Raw genomic sequence first — 18,123 nt, 5'->3', positions numbered from 1 at the left:
TCCGATTTATCTGCTGCAAGTACAATAGAACGACCTACTTCCTCCTCAATTAGCTGATAGTAATATTCATCCAGTATATATTCATGGATGGTGTCAAACTCTGCCTGTATCAGTCAATATTTTGATTTGCGTACCACTTCATCAAAGCTAAGTTTACTGTACCTTCTGTTTATACTATGATTGTATTCCATAGAAATACATGATTCAGCGCGGTAGAAATGCTTCTGCATTAATATCTAAACCATTAGCTCAGAGCATAATAAAATAATAGCCACTTAATTGTTTGGTAATTTGCCTCTAGAAATGTTCAGAATTCTGTATTTTTTGTATGAAATTATTTTAGATCCTAAATCTAGGAGGCTTAAAGTCAATTGCCATGTTTAGTGGCTGTGTGCTCCTGTTTCTAAAAAATCTCCCTGTGGCCCTACTCCTTCAATGTATACTAATTGTGAGCCATAATGTGCTGCATGACTTACAGTATATGCACCTCCGATAAGAATAAGAGCTACTGCTACCATAGACCAACGTTTTCCTTTGATTATAAAATGGTGGATTAGCTGTGCTATCAAGGCAGCAATTGACAGATAAATTGTCCAATCAGCATACAAATCATGTTGCTCCAGCACCAGTTTTGCTTGTGCTGTGAGGTCATGGGTGTGGGGATGATACCAACGCCCTGCTGCGTAAGCACCTAAGGTAGCTACGAAAATTACGATGGTTAAGACCCAATTCAACTCCTGTTTCAGGAAAAAAATGTTAAATATTCCCAGGATAGCTGCTAAAATTAACAGTACTATCGGAAAGTGAACAAGAAGGGGGTGCAGATTAGGAAAATCATCAAAATCAGCGCCGACCTTTCCTGAACCAGAGTGTTCGGCACCTCGTTGTTTTGTTTCATCTTTAGAATGATGGCTTTCCTCATGTTCTGTAGTTTCTTGCTGAGTTTGTTGATGGTTCTCACCTTCGTGTGCATGAAGTGGATATGTACATAGGAATAGGATAAATAAAGAGAATATCAAAGTAGCTTGTGTCTTCATGTTAAGCTTGCAAATAATGGTTTTTATGTGATTATTATATTTTATAGATTTTTATCCAGTCTATTTCTCAGAAGCCTCCATATTTGTACTCTTGGGCATGTTACAGAACCATAAGTACAGAACACACAGCATTCATACTCTTTTACTTTGATGGTTGAGGAGCAGTTCAAGCATACAAACTCCGAAACTGATTTTTCCAGAGGCATCCTTTTCAAAACTTGATATTTACAAACCGGACATGTAAGGGTGGAAAGTTTTTTTACCTTCATAACCAGAAAAAAATACCTAAATCAAGGTAAATGATTATAAGAGAAATCAGTAGTCTAGAGCATAAAACATTGTATGGTAATATGTCTTTATTGTATGTTATTTTATCTCTAGGTAAGGGCACACAAAAGCTTTTAGGCATGGCCGGAATCTGATACATCATACTATAATACCACCGGAAAATTAATGGCTATGGTGTTATCTCACTACTCTATACTGTATTCACCAATCAATGCACTTTCTCCTCCAATACTCGCATTGTTGATGGCAATATCCAGACTTCCAAATTTGTCCTTGATAATTTTTACCCCTTGAGAAACATCTTCAGCACTGAATGTATCCACTTTGACAAAAAGCGAGCCCACATCGTGGGGCTTCAGCTTTTCTACTACTGCTTTCTCATCAACCTCGGCTACTAATTATCTATATTGATCCCGTTTTTGGCGAGAAGTATTGCAGTACTTTTACCAATTCTTTATGAAGCTATTGTGATTATTGTGGAGTTTCCTTATGATAATTGTTCCATTTTTCTGTTTTTTTAAATATTCAAAATGTGATTAAAGATTCTCTATTACTGACTTTAGCTTAGACTGAATTTCTTTGGCTATTTCGGCCAAGTCTTTGTTGTCAACTGCCTGCATAGAAGCCACCGGGTCCACAGCCGCAACTTCTACGCTATCAGCATCTACCTGCTGTACAATTACGTTACAGGGCAGCATCGCCCCTATTTTATCTTCAGCTAACAATGCTTTATGCGCAAAAGGCGGATTGCAGGCACCCAGGATCTTGTAAGGTCGAAAATCTTCATCCAGCTTTTTCTTCAGGGTTTCTTTTACATCAATCTCGGTAAGGATTCCGAACCCTTCTTCTTTCAGGGCGTCTGTTATTTTTTGGATCGCTTCTTCGAAGCTTGCGCCTTTCAATATTTTTTCGTGGTAGTATTTCATGGGTTTATATTTTTTAGTGTTTCGTCCTATGAGATTATAGTGATTTGAATTGTAAAACGATGTAACAATTGTTACACATCTGGATAGCTAACCCTTAGTAAATGATCCCTATCACTTTGAGACGATCAATTTTTACCTCACAAGCTTAGGTCAGGCTGCTATTCAGTCAGGTTTCGTGTTTCTTCTTCAAGCAAACCTTCAAACTCAGGCAAGGGCCTGTTTTTCTTTTCCTCTTCTGTTTCTACCACACCATTTTCTCTGATGTCATTGATCAACCATTGCATTTCCATAATTTCCCTACGCTGGGCTTTGATGATCTCATCAGCGAGTTCCCTTACCCTTATATCCTCAATTTGAGCACGCTCACTCGTCAAAATAGCAATTGAATGATGGGGAATCATGCCTTCCATGTAGTCAATACCCGTAACAGTGACCTGGCTTCTTACCAAACCTATACCACCGGCAATCAATACGATACCCAATCCGATGGTCGCTATGTTTGCCCCTCGATTTTGATACATATTCAGCATAAACAGGAGCATTATGATGATCATGGAACCAGTCATGATCAGCGTCATAAAAAGCCTCGTTTCACTGAACCAGAAATGATCAATAATCTGATAAGAATGGGTATACATTAAAAAAAACATTGCTACCATAGCGGTTGCAATCATTGCGAAAAATTTAGTGTAATTGTTGCCGTGTTTCTGTTCGCTTTGCATCTTTTTAAGTTTTTCTAATTTAATTGTTTTAAAAGTTTATTTTTAGTCAAAATCTTAAGGATAAACCTCCACCTGCTCCAAAGCGGTTGTCATAGCTACCCATTAATGAAAAATTTCTGTTCAGGAAATATTCCACACCAGCTGACCAGGTGTTTTCTCCCTTATAATCTACCGGCACATCAGTTCCTTCTTCAGTTAAAGTGTTTACCCAACCAAAGTCTGCCTGATACTCATAGTTCCCAAAAATAGCGGTACGGGGAAATATCATGATCTCTCGGCTTATTCGGATTTCAGGCCGTAATTTATTATCCACCCTGAGGTCAAGATTGAACATGTAGGGTGTAAAGAATCGGATACCGGCAATAGCGGTTGCTGAAATTTCATCCAGGCTATTTTCTATCTCGTTTTCTACGTTCATCCCAGCAAATACCCTAAAGTAATCATACAGATAGTACTCATAGGTAAGTTCGGCTTCCATATTTTGGTTGTATCCATACTCGGCATTCAAATTGAATTGGTTTCTGATGTTGGAAGAAACGAGGTTCAACTCTGACATATGAGAGGCGACATCAGCCAATCCCCAACTATAAAAGTGGTTGCCTTCCCCAAATAAAATTTTGGCTGGAAATTCTTCCATTCGTGGATCGCGCTCTGTATCGTAGCTTACGGCTCTGGCCATACCTCCTATCATGTGATAGAGTACGTGGCAGTGCAAAAACCAGTCGCTGTCTTCAGTGGCATCAAATTCAATCACCGTTTTTTGCATAGGGGGTACATTGACGGTATGTTTTAAAGGAGAGTATTCTCCATGCTTATTAACCACTCTAAAAAAGTGACCGTGTAAGTGCATGGGATGATGCATCATCGTCAAATTGTTAAAAATAATGCGCACCTTTTCTCCCTGGGAAATCTTGATCATGTCCGCTTCAGACAAAGGGACACCGTTCATGCTCCATATATAGCGCCACATATTACCTGTAAGGTTAAGGAGGATATTTCTTACCGGTTGATCTTCGCCTATAGTGGTACTGGTAGGGGCTTTTAAATAGTCATAGTTGTATTCTGCGAACATATCCATACCTGCCATCTGATCACCTGATGTCGACTCGTTCATCTCTATACTATTTTCATGATTCATTTGAGCATGATCCATTTGTTTGGGTGTATCCTCATCAGGCATATCCATGTCCATGTCTTCATTTTTATTCATATGGTGGTCCATGTCAGCATGATCCATACCCTCCATGTCCATTTCGCCATACATCTGCATGCCCCAATTATTCATCATTTCCTGTGGTTCTTCTTCACTTGGGTTATACTTCATAGCCGGAGCTCCCATCCGCATATCCATTTTTGCCATCTGTTGCATCATTTTGATTTTATCAGGACGTGGAACTTCCGAAGCAGGAATAATGTCACCGGTCCCAAGGTAAGCCACAGAGTAGCCGGAACCATCTTGTGCAGTGGCTCTAAACTCTATCTTCCCTTCATCAGGAATTGTAACGATAAAATCATAAGTCTCAGCAATGCCAATAAAGGTTTTACTGCGTTTCACCGGTACCACGTTTAAACCATCTGCTGCTACCAACAATGGGTCTTCTCCACCAAAGGTCATCCAGAATTGCGATGAGGCTGCACCATTGATAATCCGCAGACGAACCTTATCTCCCGGCTCAAACTGGGGATATTCCTGCACTACCTGACCGTTATTGAGAAAAGCCGGGTAATAAATATCTGCTATATCTGCGCTTTCCATCCTCTGTCTCCAGAAGTTCAGCTGGGCACCGAAAGCACCCCGGGCGATCACCTGGTTCAGCGGTGTGGCCGTCCCTTTCTTGATATTGTACCACTCATTGCCACGTTTTAGGTTCCGCAATACATTCATTGGCTTCTGGTGAGTCCAGTCAGACAGTATCATCACCAACTCCTTGTCATAATCCAGGTTCTCTCCCTCCTTAGGTTCAATCACGATAGAACCATAGACCCCGCTCTGCTCCTGCAACATGGTATGAGAATGGTACCAATAAGTGCCCGATTGTATCAGCGGAAACTCGTATTTCTGCGTCTGACCGGGTTCAATAGGAGGAGTAGTTAAGTAAGGTACACCATCATAGAAGTTGGGCAACAATAGCCCATGCCAGTGGACAGATGTTTCTACATCCATCTCATTTTTTACATAAATAACAGCATAATTTCCTTCCTTAAAGCGAATTGTAGGACCGGGAATGCCCCCATTGACCGTCATACCCATAGATTCTTTTCCAGCCTTCTTCACCATCTCTTGTCTGATGGTAAGATTATACACTACTGTATCTTGTGTATCCTGGCTATAGACAATATGTGAAGTGAAAAGTAATAAAAATGATAAGGATAAAAAGTAAATATGTAATTTCATTATGCTAATTGTATATCTAGTATAACAATCCCTCAGATAAGGAGCTGTTTAAAGTGAGCTTGAAATAAATGTTAGAAATTCTGTATTTTTTTTATGAAATAAATTCAAATCCTGTTGAGATAAGTCCTACCTATCTTTTCTGCGTTCTTCTTATAATCAGAAATTGACATGCCGGTAACTTTCTTAAATTGGGCGGATAGATAATGTACGCTACTATAACCCAGTTTTCTGGCTATTTCACTCACATTGAGTTCACCATAATCCAAAAGTTCTTTAACCCGTTCTATTCGCAAATGGATGTAGTAACTTTCCAATGTCCTGCCTTCGTGCTTTGAAAAAAACTTGCTTAGATGCGCATAGTTCTTTCCTATCTGAGCGATGAGAAAGGCAGAAAAAATTGGTATTTCTTTTTTCGGCCCTGCCACAGTTTCCTGAAGCAATAAGAAATCAAGGACGGCAGTTTTTAATTGTTCAATCAACTTGCTCTCCGGGTCGTTTAACAATTCAAATCCATGATTGCAAAGTTTTTTCTCCAAAGTAGTGAGGTTAACTGAATCAGGGATTACGACTGTAGCATAACCGGGCCTGAAGTCTATCACTTTGATCCCTAAAGATTTCATTTCAATGCGTATGACTGTTTCGCAACGCGGACAGATCATATTCTTTATATGCAGTTTCGTTTTCTTCATAACAGTATCATTTAACCAGTGCTTTCTGCTTAGGCTTTTGTAGTTTAAAAAAGACAATGTGATAGCCAGACGGGATATGGAAGAAAATATTAGGATGCTTTGTAACCAACTATCTTATTAACAGCATATGAGCCGCGAGAACACCCGCACCTTCTATAATGCATCTGTGGTTAGCAATAAAAATTTACTTCGCTATGAGATATAGCAATCCCAGGCTATCCAAGAAATGATATAGCAATGGCTAATTGAGAAAAGATTGGATAAATATCCGTATGTCAGGCACTTTAGGAGGAGGATATTTGTACCTGATGTTTGGAATATCAGATCCCAAACTACTATTACGCTTTATCCGATAGGACAGAATGAAAAGAGGAAGAAATGCCTTATAGGTTTTTGTTCTTTCAGATGAATTGTCTTTAAGTATCAGTTCCTTTCCGAGAAGTGATTCTGAAAACTCACTACAACACTTTTCAGTATGATCATATGGAAGCTTATCGTCCATATCTCCATGAGCATGGGTGGTATCATGACCCTCCTCAGAAACGCTTGAATGAGTATCAGACTTTTCAAAGATCTCATTATGACAAAAACATATACCAATAACACAGTTAAAACTAATGCTCCCAAAGCAAGCATAAAGAACCAGTAAAGAACTGGCAATATTTATTCGTGATATGTTATTTTTTCTTCGCAACCTCTGTACAATTGATTATTATAAAACTAAAGGGGGCGATAAAAGTTATATATCTAATTTAATGTAAACTAATCTACATTTCAATTATAAATCCCTTTAATCTTAATTACTACTTTCTTCACAAAATATGGAGATGACTTACAACAAATAAAAATAATATCTAAAATTCCACTCTAGTATTGTCATTTCCTGTCAGACTAACTGAGCCTATCCATAGGCTTTCAAAAAGTATTTACTTATCAGGTAAATCCAAATGGGTAAAACTAAAAATTGTAAGAATGGGGAAAGACCAACTTCAACAACAGGAATGATGGGCATGCTTTCTGCGTAAGCCCAATGATCAGCAGAGACATGGCTCATTTCAGATAGAATTGCCCCCGTTCCACCAACCAACATTACTAATACAATACGTAATTTTTTCAATTTTTGAATCCAAAAAAAGTCTCTGTAAATCAGGGCAAAAAGATTGTAAAGTAGCATCACCCACATAGCATCTGCCACTGAGGCTAGTGCACAAATTGAAATATGCTTAATATTGTATTGGAAACCTTCATAAAGAGGCCCTTGTAGAACTTCTCAAACTAGATTAAACAGAAAAGCCAAAATCAGTATATGGATTACCAACTTCTTATATGCTGTTTGATCAGACACTTTCCTTAAGAAATACACATAGCCTATTACCAAAAGGATCAGGGCAGCTACTGGTACGATGAATATGTCAGGTTTTATTTTATCCACTTATTGGAAGATTATAGTTAGTTTCATCTTTTTTATTTCTGAAGGCATTATTGAGTTCTTTTGTGAAAATTTTTGCTCCTTTTTCATTTAAATGCTCTTCATCAAAAGAGTACTTCTTCTGATAAAATGATGGATAAAGTTCCGGTGAAGAAAGGTCAATTACCTGACCTCTTACAAAAGCTCTCATTGTAGCGATGTAAGCCAGGTCATAAGGTTTTCGCCGAGGAGTTATAATATAAAAAACTTCGATATTCCTATCCATAAGGCGCTTTTCTAGGTGGAGCCAATCATCAATATAAGCGTCACTAATAGCTATCTGTTTTGAAATGACAGGTTTGGATTGGCGGATTATGATTTTAAGAGTTTGTTCCGGGTTTTGTAGGAATTGTTTTCTTCGTGCCTTTACATTTTCATTTAATACGGGATCATCCTGATAAGGCTGAAAGCCCCTGGTTTCTTCTAAGCTATAAGATAAAGGTTCTAATTCTGTTTCATAGTCACTTATAATAAGCCCGATATACTTTTTTAAACCAAACCCTAAATACTTGTAGAAGAAAGCCTGTGAATATCTAAGTAAGTAGTAAACTTTAAATTGTATAGGGTAATTTGATTTTATGCTAAAATCCCATATGCTAAAGTACTTATCATAATCAATAGAAAATAATGCAGGATTTGCATTGTAATTGCCGCCAATCCTTGAAGGAGGGATAAGCTCAATAAACAGGTATTTACATGAACTGTCAATTTCCAGGTACTTGATGTAATCAAAAGTTCGGTAAGGCCTTAAGTTATCATAAGCAGCATTGTATGAAACTGTAGCGCCATGATTCAAAGAATCAAATAGTGCTGGTGTTATCTGCCGGTAAATTCTACTGGTTCCAACAAAAAGTGTATTAATCTGATTTTTATTTTCCTGGTAAAAGTTGATTTTATGGAGGATAGGATCTTCTTCATAATGAACATACGCATTCTCTACTTGTATGGAATAAATGAATGTGCTAAAACTGAGCATAAATATTAACCCAAAAAAAAGATAGAGGAGGGTTTTGATTATTGTTGTTTTCATACTTCTGACATTTCACTCCTAGAATTGGAAATAAATAAATTCTTTAAGGTCATTAGGCGTATAGATAATGATCATACAAAAGACCAGCATGTATAAGGGCCTTCTTAAGTACTTGGGGGAATCATCTAGATATAAGGGGCAGATTTTATCTCTTTTCCACCATTCTATGGTTAGAAAGAGAATAAGTAAGGGCAGAGGAGTAAAAAAGTATACATCCGGAAGAGAAAATAAAGAAGTACTCCACATCCCCTTAATATATGACCATGACTGCTGAATATTTTCAGCTCTGAAAAAGACATAGGTAAGTGTTTTTAAGACAAATGTCAGGGCAATGAGCGCAAAATCTTTTACAGATGGGAAGAATCTCCCTTCAGCAATAGGCCCCATATGGTTACGGTGTACACCGGAAAGAATCAATGGTAAAAAGTACAAACCATTGACAAATCCCCAAATGACAAAGGTCCAATTGGCTCCATGCCAAAAGCCACTAACCGTAAAGATGATGATGATGTTGCGAATGATCATCCACTTTCCCCCCCTGCTACCTCCCAAAGGGATGTACAGATAATCTTTGAACCAGGTAGATAAAGAAATATGCCATTTCCGCCAGTGCTCAGCTATGTCCCTGGCAAAATACGGATAGGCAAAATTTCTCATTAGCTTAAAGCCAAACAGCCTGGCTACACCTATGGCTATGTCAGAATAACCGGAGAAGTCACAATAGATCTGGAAAGCAAAGAAAGCCAGTCCGATAAATAGCTCACTTCCTGAGAGTTCAGGATGATTATCAAAAATTTCAACTACAAATGTGCCCAGATAATCTGCAATCGCTATCTTCTTAAACAACCCCCATAGTATCATCCGCAAACCTGCTTGTCCATCCTCATAACTAAACGTCCTTTTTTCGTCAAATTGGGGAAGCAGATTAGCAGCCCTTTCTATAGGCCCTGCTACCAGTTGTGGGAAAAAGCTGACAAAAGTAAGGAAGTTGATAAGATCTTCGCTAGGCTTTAAATTTCCCCTGTAGATATCAATAGTATAGCTCAAAGTCTGAAAGGTATAAAAACTAATACCCACAGGTAGTATAATGTATAGGGTATACACACTGGCATTTGTATAACCAATAGTAGCGAAGGCATTCAGTAGCGAATCAATAAAAAAGTTGTAGTACTTAAAGAAGCCCAGTAACCCAAGGTTGCTTAGCAAGCTGATCCATAAAAAAAGTTTCTTTCTCTTTTTCTGTACAGACTTGTAAATAAAGATACCCATGGTGTAATCCACCAGAGAGCTAAACGCAATCAGCGACAGAAAGCGCCAGTCCCACCAGCCATAGAAAAAATAGCTGGCAATGAGCAGCATTACATTCTGTTTTTTGATACTGTTTTTGAATATGAACCAGTAAAAGAAAAAGCAGATGATAAAGAACAGGATAAACTCCAGTGAATTAAAAAGCATTCTTATTTTGTCAGGGACTGGTGATGAAGATGAAAAGTGGCTTCTGATTTATAATAAGAGACTTGATTGTCACTGCTGGGTTGGAGTATAATAAAAGCCTCTGATTTGTCTATCATCTCTCCCGAATAAGGGTCAGTGGCGTATCTTACCTGAGCATCATTTTGAATTCTGCCTACACACATCTGACAGCAGCCATAGTATGTTTTTCCTTCATAGGCGACAGGAATCTGCTTCTTACCTCCCATATAGGCATCATTGACCATGCATACCAGTTCAGGAGAAATTCCCTCCTGCTCTATATCCTGTGCTTGTTGAACAGGTAGGATCTGCTTATCTTCATTCAGCTTAGTGAAATTGAAATAGGTGAAGCCAAATAAAGCAATAACCAAAACGGATAAAGCTGCAATGGTAGTAATTACACCGCTTGTGTTGTTCTTTTTGCTTTTTTTCATGATAACAGGATTTTATAGGGTGGATTAAGAGGCACAAAAAAGAGTGCCTCTTTGAAATACTCAGCCTTACAGGCTTTCTTTGACTGTTCCACACTTCAGCATCTTATCACCGAAGTAAGGATTGCGGATTTCCTTATTGTCGCTGAGCCAGTAAGCACCTTTGTTGTTATTAGCCATTGGGCAGTACTGATAATAGGCTTCTTCATCACCTATACCAAAGGCTTTAATGCTTTGATAGAGTGCTTCGCTAAAATGGGTGAAGCCTTTTCTCTGCTCATCTATAGCATTGGATTTTTCTACGGTTTCCAAATTACTTTTAATTGTTTTGAGGTGAGCCATCCAGTCCATGTGTGCCTGGTCCTTCAGAAGCTTCATGTCCACTTTAGATAAAGCTTCCTGCACGGGTTTTACAGCCTCTTTCACCTGGGTCTTGCTGGAAGCTACAAAAGCTTCTTTTAAATCCAGACTTGCCTGGTAAACTTCAGCAAGCTGCTGCTGAAAAGCTTCAGGCGTTTGATAAGTTACACTTGTGCTGTGATGGTTTCCTTCTGTCATCCTACTATGATCATGGCTTTGTGCCTTTGCACCAAATGCCAACAGACTTAATACGAGTGCTACACTTAAAATTTGCTTTTTCATGATGTTAAAATTTATTGGTTCAAAATTTGAATAATAGATAAAGTAATGATGATGATGAATAGTACCGACCATAAGGCCCGACTAACAGTTTTCTTTATTTTTGAGGGCTTTTGTTCACCTCCTGTTTTGCAACATTCCTTCATTTGATTGTTGATTTCACTTCACCACATGTAAGCATAGATGCCCCGAAGTAGGGATTGCTGATTTCCTCTTCGGTACTCAACCAATTCGCTCCCTTATTATCATCTGCCATAGGGCAAAACTGAACGTACAGTGTCTGATCCAATGGATTAAAAGCTTTGGTCAAATCAATCATCCCTTCAGACACTTGCTGAAATGTAGTGCGTAGTTCCTCTATTGTTTTGAGATGCTGAACATGTTGAAGCGCATTTTTCAGATCGCTGCTATAGCTCATCCATGCATCGTGTGACTCACCGGTAAAAGCAGACATATTCACCTTATCCAATGTTGTTTTGAGATCGGAAGCGGCTTTTTGAGCCTGATCAAATTCATCGGCCGTTAAGGCTTCCTTAAATTTGAGGTACTCAGTATAAAGGGGCCGCAATGCTTCTTTCGCCTTCTGACTAATTGACACTGGCTTAGTCTCTTTTTTCTTAACCTGTCCTGAGGAAGTCGGCATCTCCATACCCCCATGGTTATGCCCTGTCATAGCCGGGCCTCCTTCAGGGTTCATCATGCTTGGCTTACCAGCCAGTTGTGCTGCCGCATCAATGCTGAAGGTACCATTGACCGCTATTTCTTCCCCTTCTTCAAGGCCACTCTCCACGATAAAGCTGTCACCTAAACCCGGCCCAAGCGTCACATCACGCATCATGAAACTTACTCCACTACCTGTAGTATTTTTCACATAAACTACCGAACGTTTGCCTGTCCACATTACGGCTGTTTTCGGAACAATTACATTGTTGGACTTTTTCGGCAATGTAGCTTCTACCGTACCGGAGACAAACATTTCAGGTTTTAGCTGATTGTCTTTGTTGGGCACTTCTACCCGGGCTTTGGCTACCCTGGTTTTTGGATCAATTACCGGATCTAAAAAGCTTATCTTGCTTTCAAATGTTTGGCCCGGCAATGATTGAACTGTAAACTGCACCTGATCTCCCTTATTTATCCAGGGCATATCCGACTCATACACATCAAACAACACCCATACGCGAGATAAATTTGCAATCTCATAAATGGGCTCCCCTCGCTTAATGTAGTCACCCACATTTACATTTTTGCTCAACACATAGCCTGAAATGTCTGCCGTGATTGGAAATTCATCGGAAGGGTTGCCACTTTCTAATATTTTATCTATCTGGCTGTCTGAAAGCTTCCAGTTTTTGAGTTTTGCCCGGGCTGATTTAAATAATTGTGGCTGTGTCTCTTTAATTTTTTGCGCTTCAAATAATTCCTCTTGAGCAGTAACTAAATCAGGGGAATAGATATAAGCTATTACCTGTCCCCTGCGTACATATTCACCTGTGAAGTTAACATTCAGTCGTTCAATTCTGCCTGGAATGTGGCTGGATTGAGAAGAAACAAGCCGCTCATCTTCCTGCACCTTCCCGTTTAATCTAACCGACTTCACGGGATCCATGGTACCTACAGCAGCCGTTCTGATATCAGCCAATTGCATGGCGGTTGGCGACATACTCACCGCCATGGGATCAAGTACTTCATTCTGATCATCCTCCAAAGGAATAAGGTCCATGCCACATATGGGGCAGTCTCCTGGTTCGCTCTGGCGGATCTGAGGATGCATAGAACAAGTCCACACGGTCTCTCCGGCTATTTCTGTAGTGTGCTGGTGCTCATCATCCATTTTACTTTCGGATGATGAACCACCAAAAATCAACCAACCCAGCAATAAACCTATTGCCAGTGTTGACAGTGCTATGATTATTATTTTTTTATTCGTGTTCATCTTAATATGTTTTTGCAGTTAAGTAATTGAGTTTGGCCAGGGCAATTTGATATTGCGTTTCTGCGGTTGCCTTCATCTTTTCATATTTTAACAACTGTTGCTGCATACGCAGTACCTCTTCAAATTCATTTCCTGAATTTCCATAAGCAGTAAACAATAGATTTAAAGCCTGATTGGATTCCTGAATTTGTTGATCATATAACTCAAGTAATTCTTGCTGTTGTTGAATTTCAAACCAGGCCATTTCGTAGCTTGACGTTAGGGTATTGGCAAAATCCTCTTTTTGGAGTGAATAGCTTTCCTGCATGAGTTGCGCTTCCTTAACAGCGGCTTTGTATTTACTCCTGAAAATGGGGATGCTGACGGAAACCATGGGCATCATCGCATTTTTGCCATTGTCTTGCGGAGCAGCCATGTCGGAGGCTAAATCTGAGCGATCTCCAACCAACACATAGTCCAGGCCCAGGCCAAACTTTGGAAGCCCTTGTTTGTAAGCGACCTCCTCACTTGCCTCACTGGAGGCTATTTTTAAGTCCAGTTCTTCCAATACCGGATTACTATCAAATAAAGAATCTTTTCTATAATCTGATTCTAACACAGGGGTGGGCAATATCTCAGATACCTCTACCTCTTCGGATTCGTTTCGGTTGAGCAGGTTATTAAAAGTGACTCGCAGGGGCTTTTCTTTTTTAGAAAGAATTTCCAGATTGGTTTGCGCCTCTTTGAGCATGATATCCACCCGAAGTACATCCACCATCGGTCCCTCTCCATTTTCAAACTTTTTAGTACCAATGGTTTTATAAGACTCCAGTATTTCAATATTCTCCCGCTCAATCTCTTTCCATTGATTAAGTTCATAAAGCGGATAATAGGCTGCTGCCACCTGGTAGTACAACCTATTCCGAGCGTCTAAGAAGGCTTGATATTTTGCCTCTGCCATTAAAGCTGCGGCATTTCCCTGTGCCCGTAGCGTCCCAAACCAGGGAAACATCTGGGTCAGGGAAAACCTTGCCTTTTGTGGCCCTACCCTCGTTTCCACCGGTGAAATGAAATAACCAAAAGAGAAATTAGGGTCCGGTAAAGTATTTACCTGCTCCACCTTCTGTATGGCCGCTTCAAATTCCCGATATTTCGCCTGTAATCCCGGATTGCTTTCCGCTGCTATTTTAAAATAGTCATCCAGGACCTGCGCCTGACTTACGCTGGTTCCGAGAAAAACAAGTATTACAATATTTACAATAATCTTCATGGTTGTGTCTTTTTAAATTTTCTTTCTTCCCTCATAGCGTATAAAACCGGCACGATGAAGTAGGTGACGGCTGCGAAGAACATACCTCCGAATGCTGGAATAGCCATTGGGATCATGATGTCTGCTCCGCGACCCGTTGAGGTAAGTATAGGCAGCAAGGCAATGATGGTGGTGGCGGATGTCATCACGGCAGGTTTTATTCTTCGTTGACCAGCTTCCACTGTTGCCGCTCTTATTCCTTTCAGACTGTCTGTTTTATTACGATTAAAACTTTGATCTAAATAAGTAGCCATTAATACCCCATCATCAGTGGCTATACCAAACAAGGCAATAAACCCGACCCAAACAGCCACGCTCAAATTGATAGTATGTATTTGGAACAAGTCTCGGAAATTCGTACCGAAAAGGGAGAAGTCCGCAAACCAGGTCTGGCCATACAACCATAGCATGATAAAGCCTCCACTAAATGCCATGGCAATACCAGTAAACACCATTAATGAAGTCGCTACAGACTTAAATTGGAAGTAAAGGATGAGGAAGACGATACCCAATACCAACGGAACAATGATTGAAAGCCTCTTTTCAGCCCTTACCTGATTTTCATAGCTTCCTGAGAACTTGTAGCTGACCCCGGCAGGAACGACTAAATCACCTGTATCTATTCTTTCCTGAATAGCTGCCTCGGCATCATTGACCACTCCAACTTCCGAGTATCCGTCCCTTTTGTCAAATAGTACATAACCCACCAAAAAGGTTTCCTCACTTTTGATCGCCTGTGGCCCCCTCACATACTCAAAGTCCACCACCTGGCTAATTGGTATCTGTGCTCCTGTAGGTGTAGGCAAAAGAATTTTACCCAATGATTCGGGATCGTCCCTGAGTTCGCGCGGGTAGCGTACCCTCACCGGAAAACGTTCGCGTCCTTCCACGGTAGAAGTAATTTTCATTCCTCCAATGGCAGTTTCAATGGTCTGCTGTACATCTTCCACATTCAGCCCATAGCGCGAAATCTCATCCCGGTTGATGTTGAGATGGAGATAAGGTTTGCCCACAATACGATCAGCAAACACCGCTTCCTCTTTTACAGAAGGAACATTTTTTAGTACTTCCTCTAGTTGAAGGCCAAAATCCTCAATAGTTTTAAGATTAGGACCATAGACTTTGATACCCATGGGAGCCCTCATGCCTGTTTGGAGCATGACCAGCCTGGTTTCAATAGGCTGCAGCTTTGGTGCAGAAGTAACTCCAGGAATTTTAGTGACCTTTACAATTTCATTCCAGATATCATCTGGAGATTCTATCTGCGGCCGCCAGTTGCGGAAATAATTTCCGTTATCATTAGGGATGAGTTCCTCTGTTGTAACCCCACGCTTAATGGCTTCTTCGTTAGAAAGGCTATCTCCGCTGTTGAGTATGAAGCGATCTTCCTTATCAACTTTGAACCTTACCCGGTGCCCTTTTTCACTGAGCATGTACTCCGGTTTATAATTAATGATATTTTCATACATGGAAATAGGTGCCGGATCTAATGCGGATTCTACCCGTCCTAATTTGCCTACCGTTAATTCTACTTCCGGGATGTTGGTCAGGAGCATATCCAATTGACCTACTACTTTACGGTTGTATTCAATGCCGGAATGCGGCATTGAAGTTGGCATCAGCAGGAAACTTCCTTCATCCAGAGAAGGCATAAATTCTTTTCCTACACCCGGGAAGGTATGGGTCAAGCCTGACCAAACTGTAGTTGTCCGGACATCCCAGCCGAGATTGTCCAATGCTTTAGGAATAAACCCGAAAATGGTATTAAAACCCAGCCAAACATTAGCGCCAAGCAAAATCAAGAAGGTAGGTATCAATAAAAAAGTTACTTTATTATCCAGGCACCATTTTAATATAGATTTGTAGTAATATTCTAAAAGCGTGAACGACCCCAGGATAAATCCTACCAATAAGGTCACGAAAATAAAGTTGAGTAACAGAGACTTCGAGGCTCCCAGTGGTAGCCAATATTTAGCTAAAAGCCAGGTTACGCCAATGAGTACAATGATCAGCTCGGCATAATTAAAGAGAAATAATACAGGCCTGGAAAAGCGTTCCTTTTTAGTGTCAAAAAAATTCTTTGCAATTCCGATTGCACCAAATAGTACCAGCAATACACCCCCCCAGATCTGACCGGTAAAGAGCCCTATAATTCCAAATAGTACTAATGCATAGCCACCATATTTCTTAAGAAACTTATTATTGATTTTGAATCCAAAGAACCAATGTGCCAAGGTAGGCATGATCAATAGACTCACCAACAGCGCAGCTACCAGGGCAAAGGTCTTGGTGAATGCCAAAGGTCCAAAGAGCTTTCCTTCAGCAGCTTGCATGGTAAAGACCGGAATGAAGCTGACAATGGTGGTAGAAACAGCAGTGAGAATAGCGGTACCCACTTCCGAAGCTCCATTGTAAATGGTATCTATCAGTTTTTGACCAGGAGGAGCCTCATCTATATGTTTAATAATGTTTTCGGAAAGTATTACTCCCAAATCCACCATTGTACCAATGGCAATGGCAATACCGGAAAGTGCAACTATATTGGCATCTACACCAAAATAGCGCATGGCGATAAACACCATCAATACTGCAATGGGCAGGATACTTGAAATGAGAAATGAAGCCCTGAGATTATACACCATCACGATCACTACCAAAATGGTAATGAGCACTTGAAGCGAAATGGCTTCTTCCAGGGTTCCCAATGTTTCATAAATAAGCTCGGAGCGGTCATAAAACGGAACGATGGTTAACTGGCTTTCCCTTCCATCTGCCAACGTTTTTTTCGGCAGTCCCGGGGCTATTTCTTTGATCTTATCCTTGACGTTGTTAATGACCTGCAAGGGATTGGCACCATAGCGGGCCACCACTACGCCACCTACCACTTCAGCACCGTCTTTATCCAGCAGACCTCTACGGGTGGATGGCCCCAGGGTGACTACACCAATGTCTTTAATACGGACGGGAACATTTTCCTGAACGGCCACCACGGCCTTTTCAATGTCTTCTACTTTTTTGATGTAGCCCAAACCACGCACCAGATATTCTGCCTGGTTGATCTCAATGGTTTTAGCCCCTACGTCTTTATTTGATTTCTGTACCGCCTGCATTACTTTATGCAAAGGGATATCATAGGCTTTAAGGGCATCGGGGTTAACATCAATCTGATATTCCTGTACAAAGCCACCAATGGATGCCACTTCTGAAACTCCTTCTGTTGCGTTTAATCCATATTTGACGTAGAAGTCTTGTACGGTACGGATTTCGTGGAGATCCCATCCTCCCGTAGGGTTTCCATCCTTATCTCTGCCCTCAATGGTATACCAATACACCTGGCCCAGCGCAGTGGCATCAGGCCCGAGTGCGGGTTGAACCCCTTCCGGTAATAAGCCGGAAGGCAAGGAACTTAGTTTCTCTAGAATACGGGAGCGTGACCAGTAAAACTCTACATCTTCACTGAAAATGATGAAGATACTGGAAAAGCCAAATATAGAAGAACTCCGTATAGATTTTACGCCCGGAATACCTAATAAATAGGTAGTCAGCGGATAGGAAATTTGGTCTTCTATGTCTTGTGGTGATCGGCCCTGCCACTGGGTAAATACGATCTGTTGGTTTTCTCCTATATCCGGAATAGCATCTACCGGAACGGGATCAGAAGGTAACGCACCTATCTGCCAACCGAAAGGGGCAGTCACAATGCCCCAGGCAATGAAGCCAATTAAGATGAGAACGGTAACTAACTTGTTCTCAAGAAAGTATTTAATGATTTTATTAAGCATGTTATTTACATTCAACTTTTGA

The 18,123-nt window shown here is 40.4% G+C and carries 14 protein-coding genes and 1 pseudogene; all 15 read right to left on the bottom strand.

Annotated elements, in window-relative coordinates; translation table 11 throughout:
* Window positions 1–380: 380 nt before the first annotated feature.
* The 15 genes and pseudogenes from WJR50_RS23080 to WJR50_RS23015 all read right to left on the bottom strand — a co-directional run bounded on the left by WJR50_RS23080 (window position 381) and on the right by WJR50_RS23015 (window position 18,101).
* A complete protein-coding gene (locus WJR50_RS23080) occupies window positions 381–1,037 on the bottom strand; it encodes a DUF2231 domain-containing protein (protein ID WP_341295660.1) in 657 nt (218 codons plus the stop codon).
* A gap of 41 nt (window positions 1,038–1,078) precedes the next feature.
* Window positions 1,079–1,306, bottom strand: a complete 228-nt coding sequence (locus tag WJR50_RS34235; protein WP_445223483.1) for a GDCCVxC domain-containing (seleno)protein — start codon at window positions 1,304–1,306, stop codon at window positions 1,079–1,081.
* 204 nt (window positions 1,307–1,510) lie between these two features.
* Window positions 1,511–1,693, bottom strand: a pseudogene (locus tag WJR50_RS23075) (short-chain dehydrogenase); the annotation flags it as partial.
* A 168-nt stretch (window positions 1,694–1,861) separates the two neighbouring features.
* Complete coding sequence (locus WJR50_RS23070) at window positions 1,862–2,251, bottom strand: DUF302 domain-containing protein (protein ID WP_341295659.1); 390 nt, start codon at window positions 2,249–2,251, stop codon at window positions 1,862–1,864.
* A 158-nt stretch (window positions 2,252–2,409) separates the two neighbouring features.
* A complete protein-coding gene (locus tag WJR50_RS23065) occupies window positions 2,410–2,973 on the bottom strand; it encodes a DUF305 domain-containing protein (protein WP_341295658.1) in 564 nt (187 codons plus the stop codon).
* Between the two features lie 46 nt (window positions 2,974–3,019).
* Window positions 3,020–5,368, bottom strand: coding sequence for a multicopper oxidase domain-containing protein (locus WJR50_RS23060; RefSeq protein ID WP_341295657.1), 2,349 nt, complete (start codon window positions 5,366–5,368; stop codon window positions 3,020–3,022).
* A gap of 104 nt (window positions 5,369–5,472) precedes the next feature.
* Entirely contained in the window at window positions 5,473–6,057 is a 585-nt protein-coding gene (locus tag WJR50_RS23055) for a helix-turn-helix domain-containing protein (protein WP_341295656.1), read from the bottom strand.
* 901 nt (window positions 6,058–6,958) lie between these two features.
* Complete coding sequence (locus WJR50_RS23050; RefSeq protein ID WP_341295655.1) at window positions 6,959–7,252, bottom strand: hypothetical protein; 294 nt, start codon at window positions 7,250–7,252, stop codon at window positions 6,959–6,961.
* Window positions 7,253–7,481: 229 nt separating this feature from the next.
* Entirely contained in the window at window positions 7,482–8,555 is a 1,074-nt protein-coding gene (locus WJR50_RS23045) for a hypothetical protein (RefSeq protein ID WP_341295654.1), read from the bottom strand.
* An 18-nt stretch (window positions 8,556–8,573) separates the two neighbouring features.
* Window positions 8,574–10,010: an MBOAT family O-acyltransferase gene (locus WJR50_RS23040; protein WP_341295653.1), complete on the bottom strand. Its 1,437-nt coding sequence runs from the start codon at window positions 10,008–10,010 to the stop codon at window positions 8,574–8,576.
* A 2-nt stretch (window positions 10,011–10,012) separates the two neighbouring features.
* Window positions 10,013–10,462 carry a hypothetical protein gene (locus WJR50_RS23035; RefSeq protein ID WP_341295652.1) on the bottom strand — a complete coding sequence of 150 codons (450 nt, stop codon included), beginning with the start codon at window positions 10,460–10,462 and terminating at the stop codon, window positions 10,013–10,015.
* 66 nt (window positions 10,463–10,528) lie between these two features.
* Window positions 10,529–11,101 carry a DUF3347 domain-containing protein gene (locus WJR50_RS23030; protein ID WP_341295651.1) on the bottom strand — a complete coding sequence of 191 codons (573 nt, stop codon included), beginning with the start codon at window positions 11,099–11,101 and terminating at the stop codon, window positions 10,529–10,531.
* 139 nt (window positions 11,102–11,240) lie between these two features.
* Window positions 11,241–13,031, bottom strand: coding sequence for an efflux RND transporter periplasmic adaptor subunit (locus WJR50_RS23025; RefSeq protein WP_341295650.1), 1,791 nt, complete (start codon window positions 13,029–13,031; stop codon window positions 11,241–11,243).
* A 1-nt stretch (window position 13,032) separates the two neighbouring features.
* On the bottom strand, window positions 13,033–14,280 hold the full coding sequence (locus WJR50_RS23020; protein ID WP_341295649.1) for a TolC family protein: 1,248 nt from the start codon (window positions 14,278–14,280) through the stop codon (window positions 13,033–13,035).
* Window positions 14,277–18,101: an efflux RND transporter permease subunit gene (locus tag WJR50_RS23015; protein WP_341295648.1), complete on the bottom strand. Its 3,825-nt coding sequence runs from the start codon at window positions 18,099–18,101 to the stop codon at window positions 14,277–14,279. Before WJR50_RS23015 ends, WJR50_RS23020 begins: the two co-directional genes overlap by 4 nt.
* Between the last annotated feature and the right edge of the window lie 22 nt (window positions 18,102–18,123).

The sequence above is a fragment of the Catalinimonas locisalis genome (genome assembly GCF_038039535.1).
GTDB lineage: Bacteria > Bacteroidota > Bacteroidia > Cytophagales > Cyclobacteriaceae > Catalinimonas.
Note: the sequence above shows the minus strand (reverse complement) of the source record. Positions and strands in the feature narration are given on the sequence as shown.

What these genes read in the sequence shown, in the direction of transcription:
- WJR50_RS23080 (WP_341295660.1), bottom strand. Translation starts at nt 1,037, where the DNA reads ATGAAGACACAAGCTACTTTGATATTCTCTTTATTTATCCTATTCCTA.
- WJR50_RS34235 (WP_445223483.1), bottom strand. Translation starts at nt 1,306, where the DNA reads ATGAAGGTAAAAAAACTTTCCACCCTTACATGTCCGGTTTGTAAATAT.
- WJR50_RS23070 (WP_341295659.1), bottom strand. Translation starts at nt 2,251, where the DNA reads ATGAAATACTACCACGAAAAAATATTGAAAGGCGCAAGCTTCGAAGAA.
- WJR50_RS23065 (WP_341295658.1), bottom strand. Translation starts at nt 2,973, where the DNA reads ATGCAAAGCGAACAGAAACACGGCAACAATTACACTAAATTTTTCGCA.
- WJR50_RS23060 (WP_341295657.1), bottom strand. Translation starts at nt 5,368, where the DNA reads ATGAAATTACATATTTACTTTTTATCCTTATCATTTTTATTACTTTTC.
- WJR50_RS23055 (WP_341295656.1), bottom strand. Translation starts at nt 6,057, where the DNA reads ATGAAGAAAACGAAACTGCATATAAAGAATATGATCTGTCCGCGTTGC.
- WJR50_RS23045 (WP_341295654.1), bottom strand. Translation starts at nt 8,555, where the DNA reads ATGAAAACAACAATAATCAAAACCCTCCTCTATCTTTTTTTTGGGTTA.
- WJR50_RS23040 (WP_341295653.1), bottom strand. Translation starts at nt 10,010, where the DNA reads ATGCTTTTTAATTCACTGGAGTTTATCCTGTTCTTTATCATCTGCTTT.
- WJR50_RS23035 (WP_341295652.1), bottom strand. Translation starts at nt 10,462, where the DNA reads ATGAAAAAAAGCAAAAAGAACAACACAAGCGGTGTAATTACTACCATT.
- WJR50_RS23030 (WP_341295651.1), bottom strand. Translation starts at nt 11,101, where the DNA reads ATGAAAAAGCAAATTTTAAGTGTAGCACTCGTATTAAGTCTGTTGGCA.
- WJR50_RS23025 (WP_341295650.1), bottom strand. Translation starts at nt 13,031, where the DNA reads ATGAACACGAATAAAAAAATAATAATCATAGCACTGTCAACACTGGCA.
- WJR50_RS23020 (WP_341295649.1), bottom strand. Translation starts at nt 14,280, where the DNA reads ATGAAGATTATTGTAAATATTGTAATACTTGTTTTTCTCGGAACCAGC.
- WJR50_RS23015 (WP_341295648.1), bottom strand. Translation starts at nt 18,101, where the DNA reads ATGCTTAATAAAATCATTAAATACTTTCTTGAGAACAAGTTAGTTACC.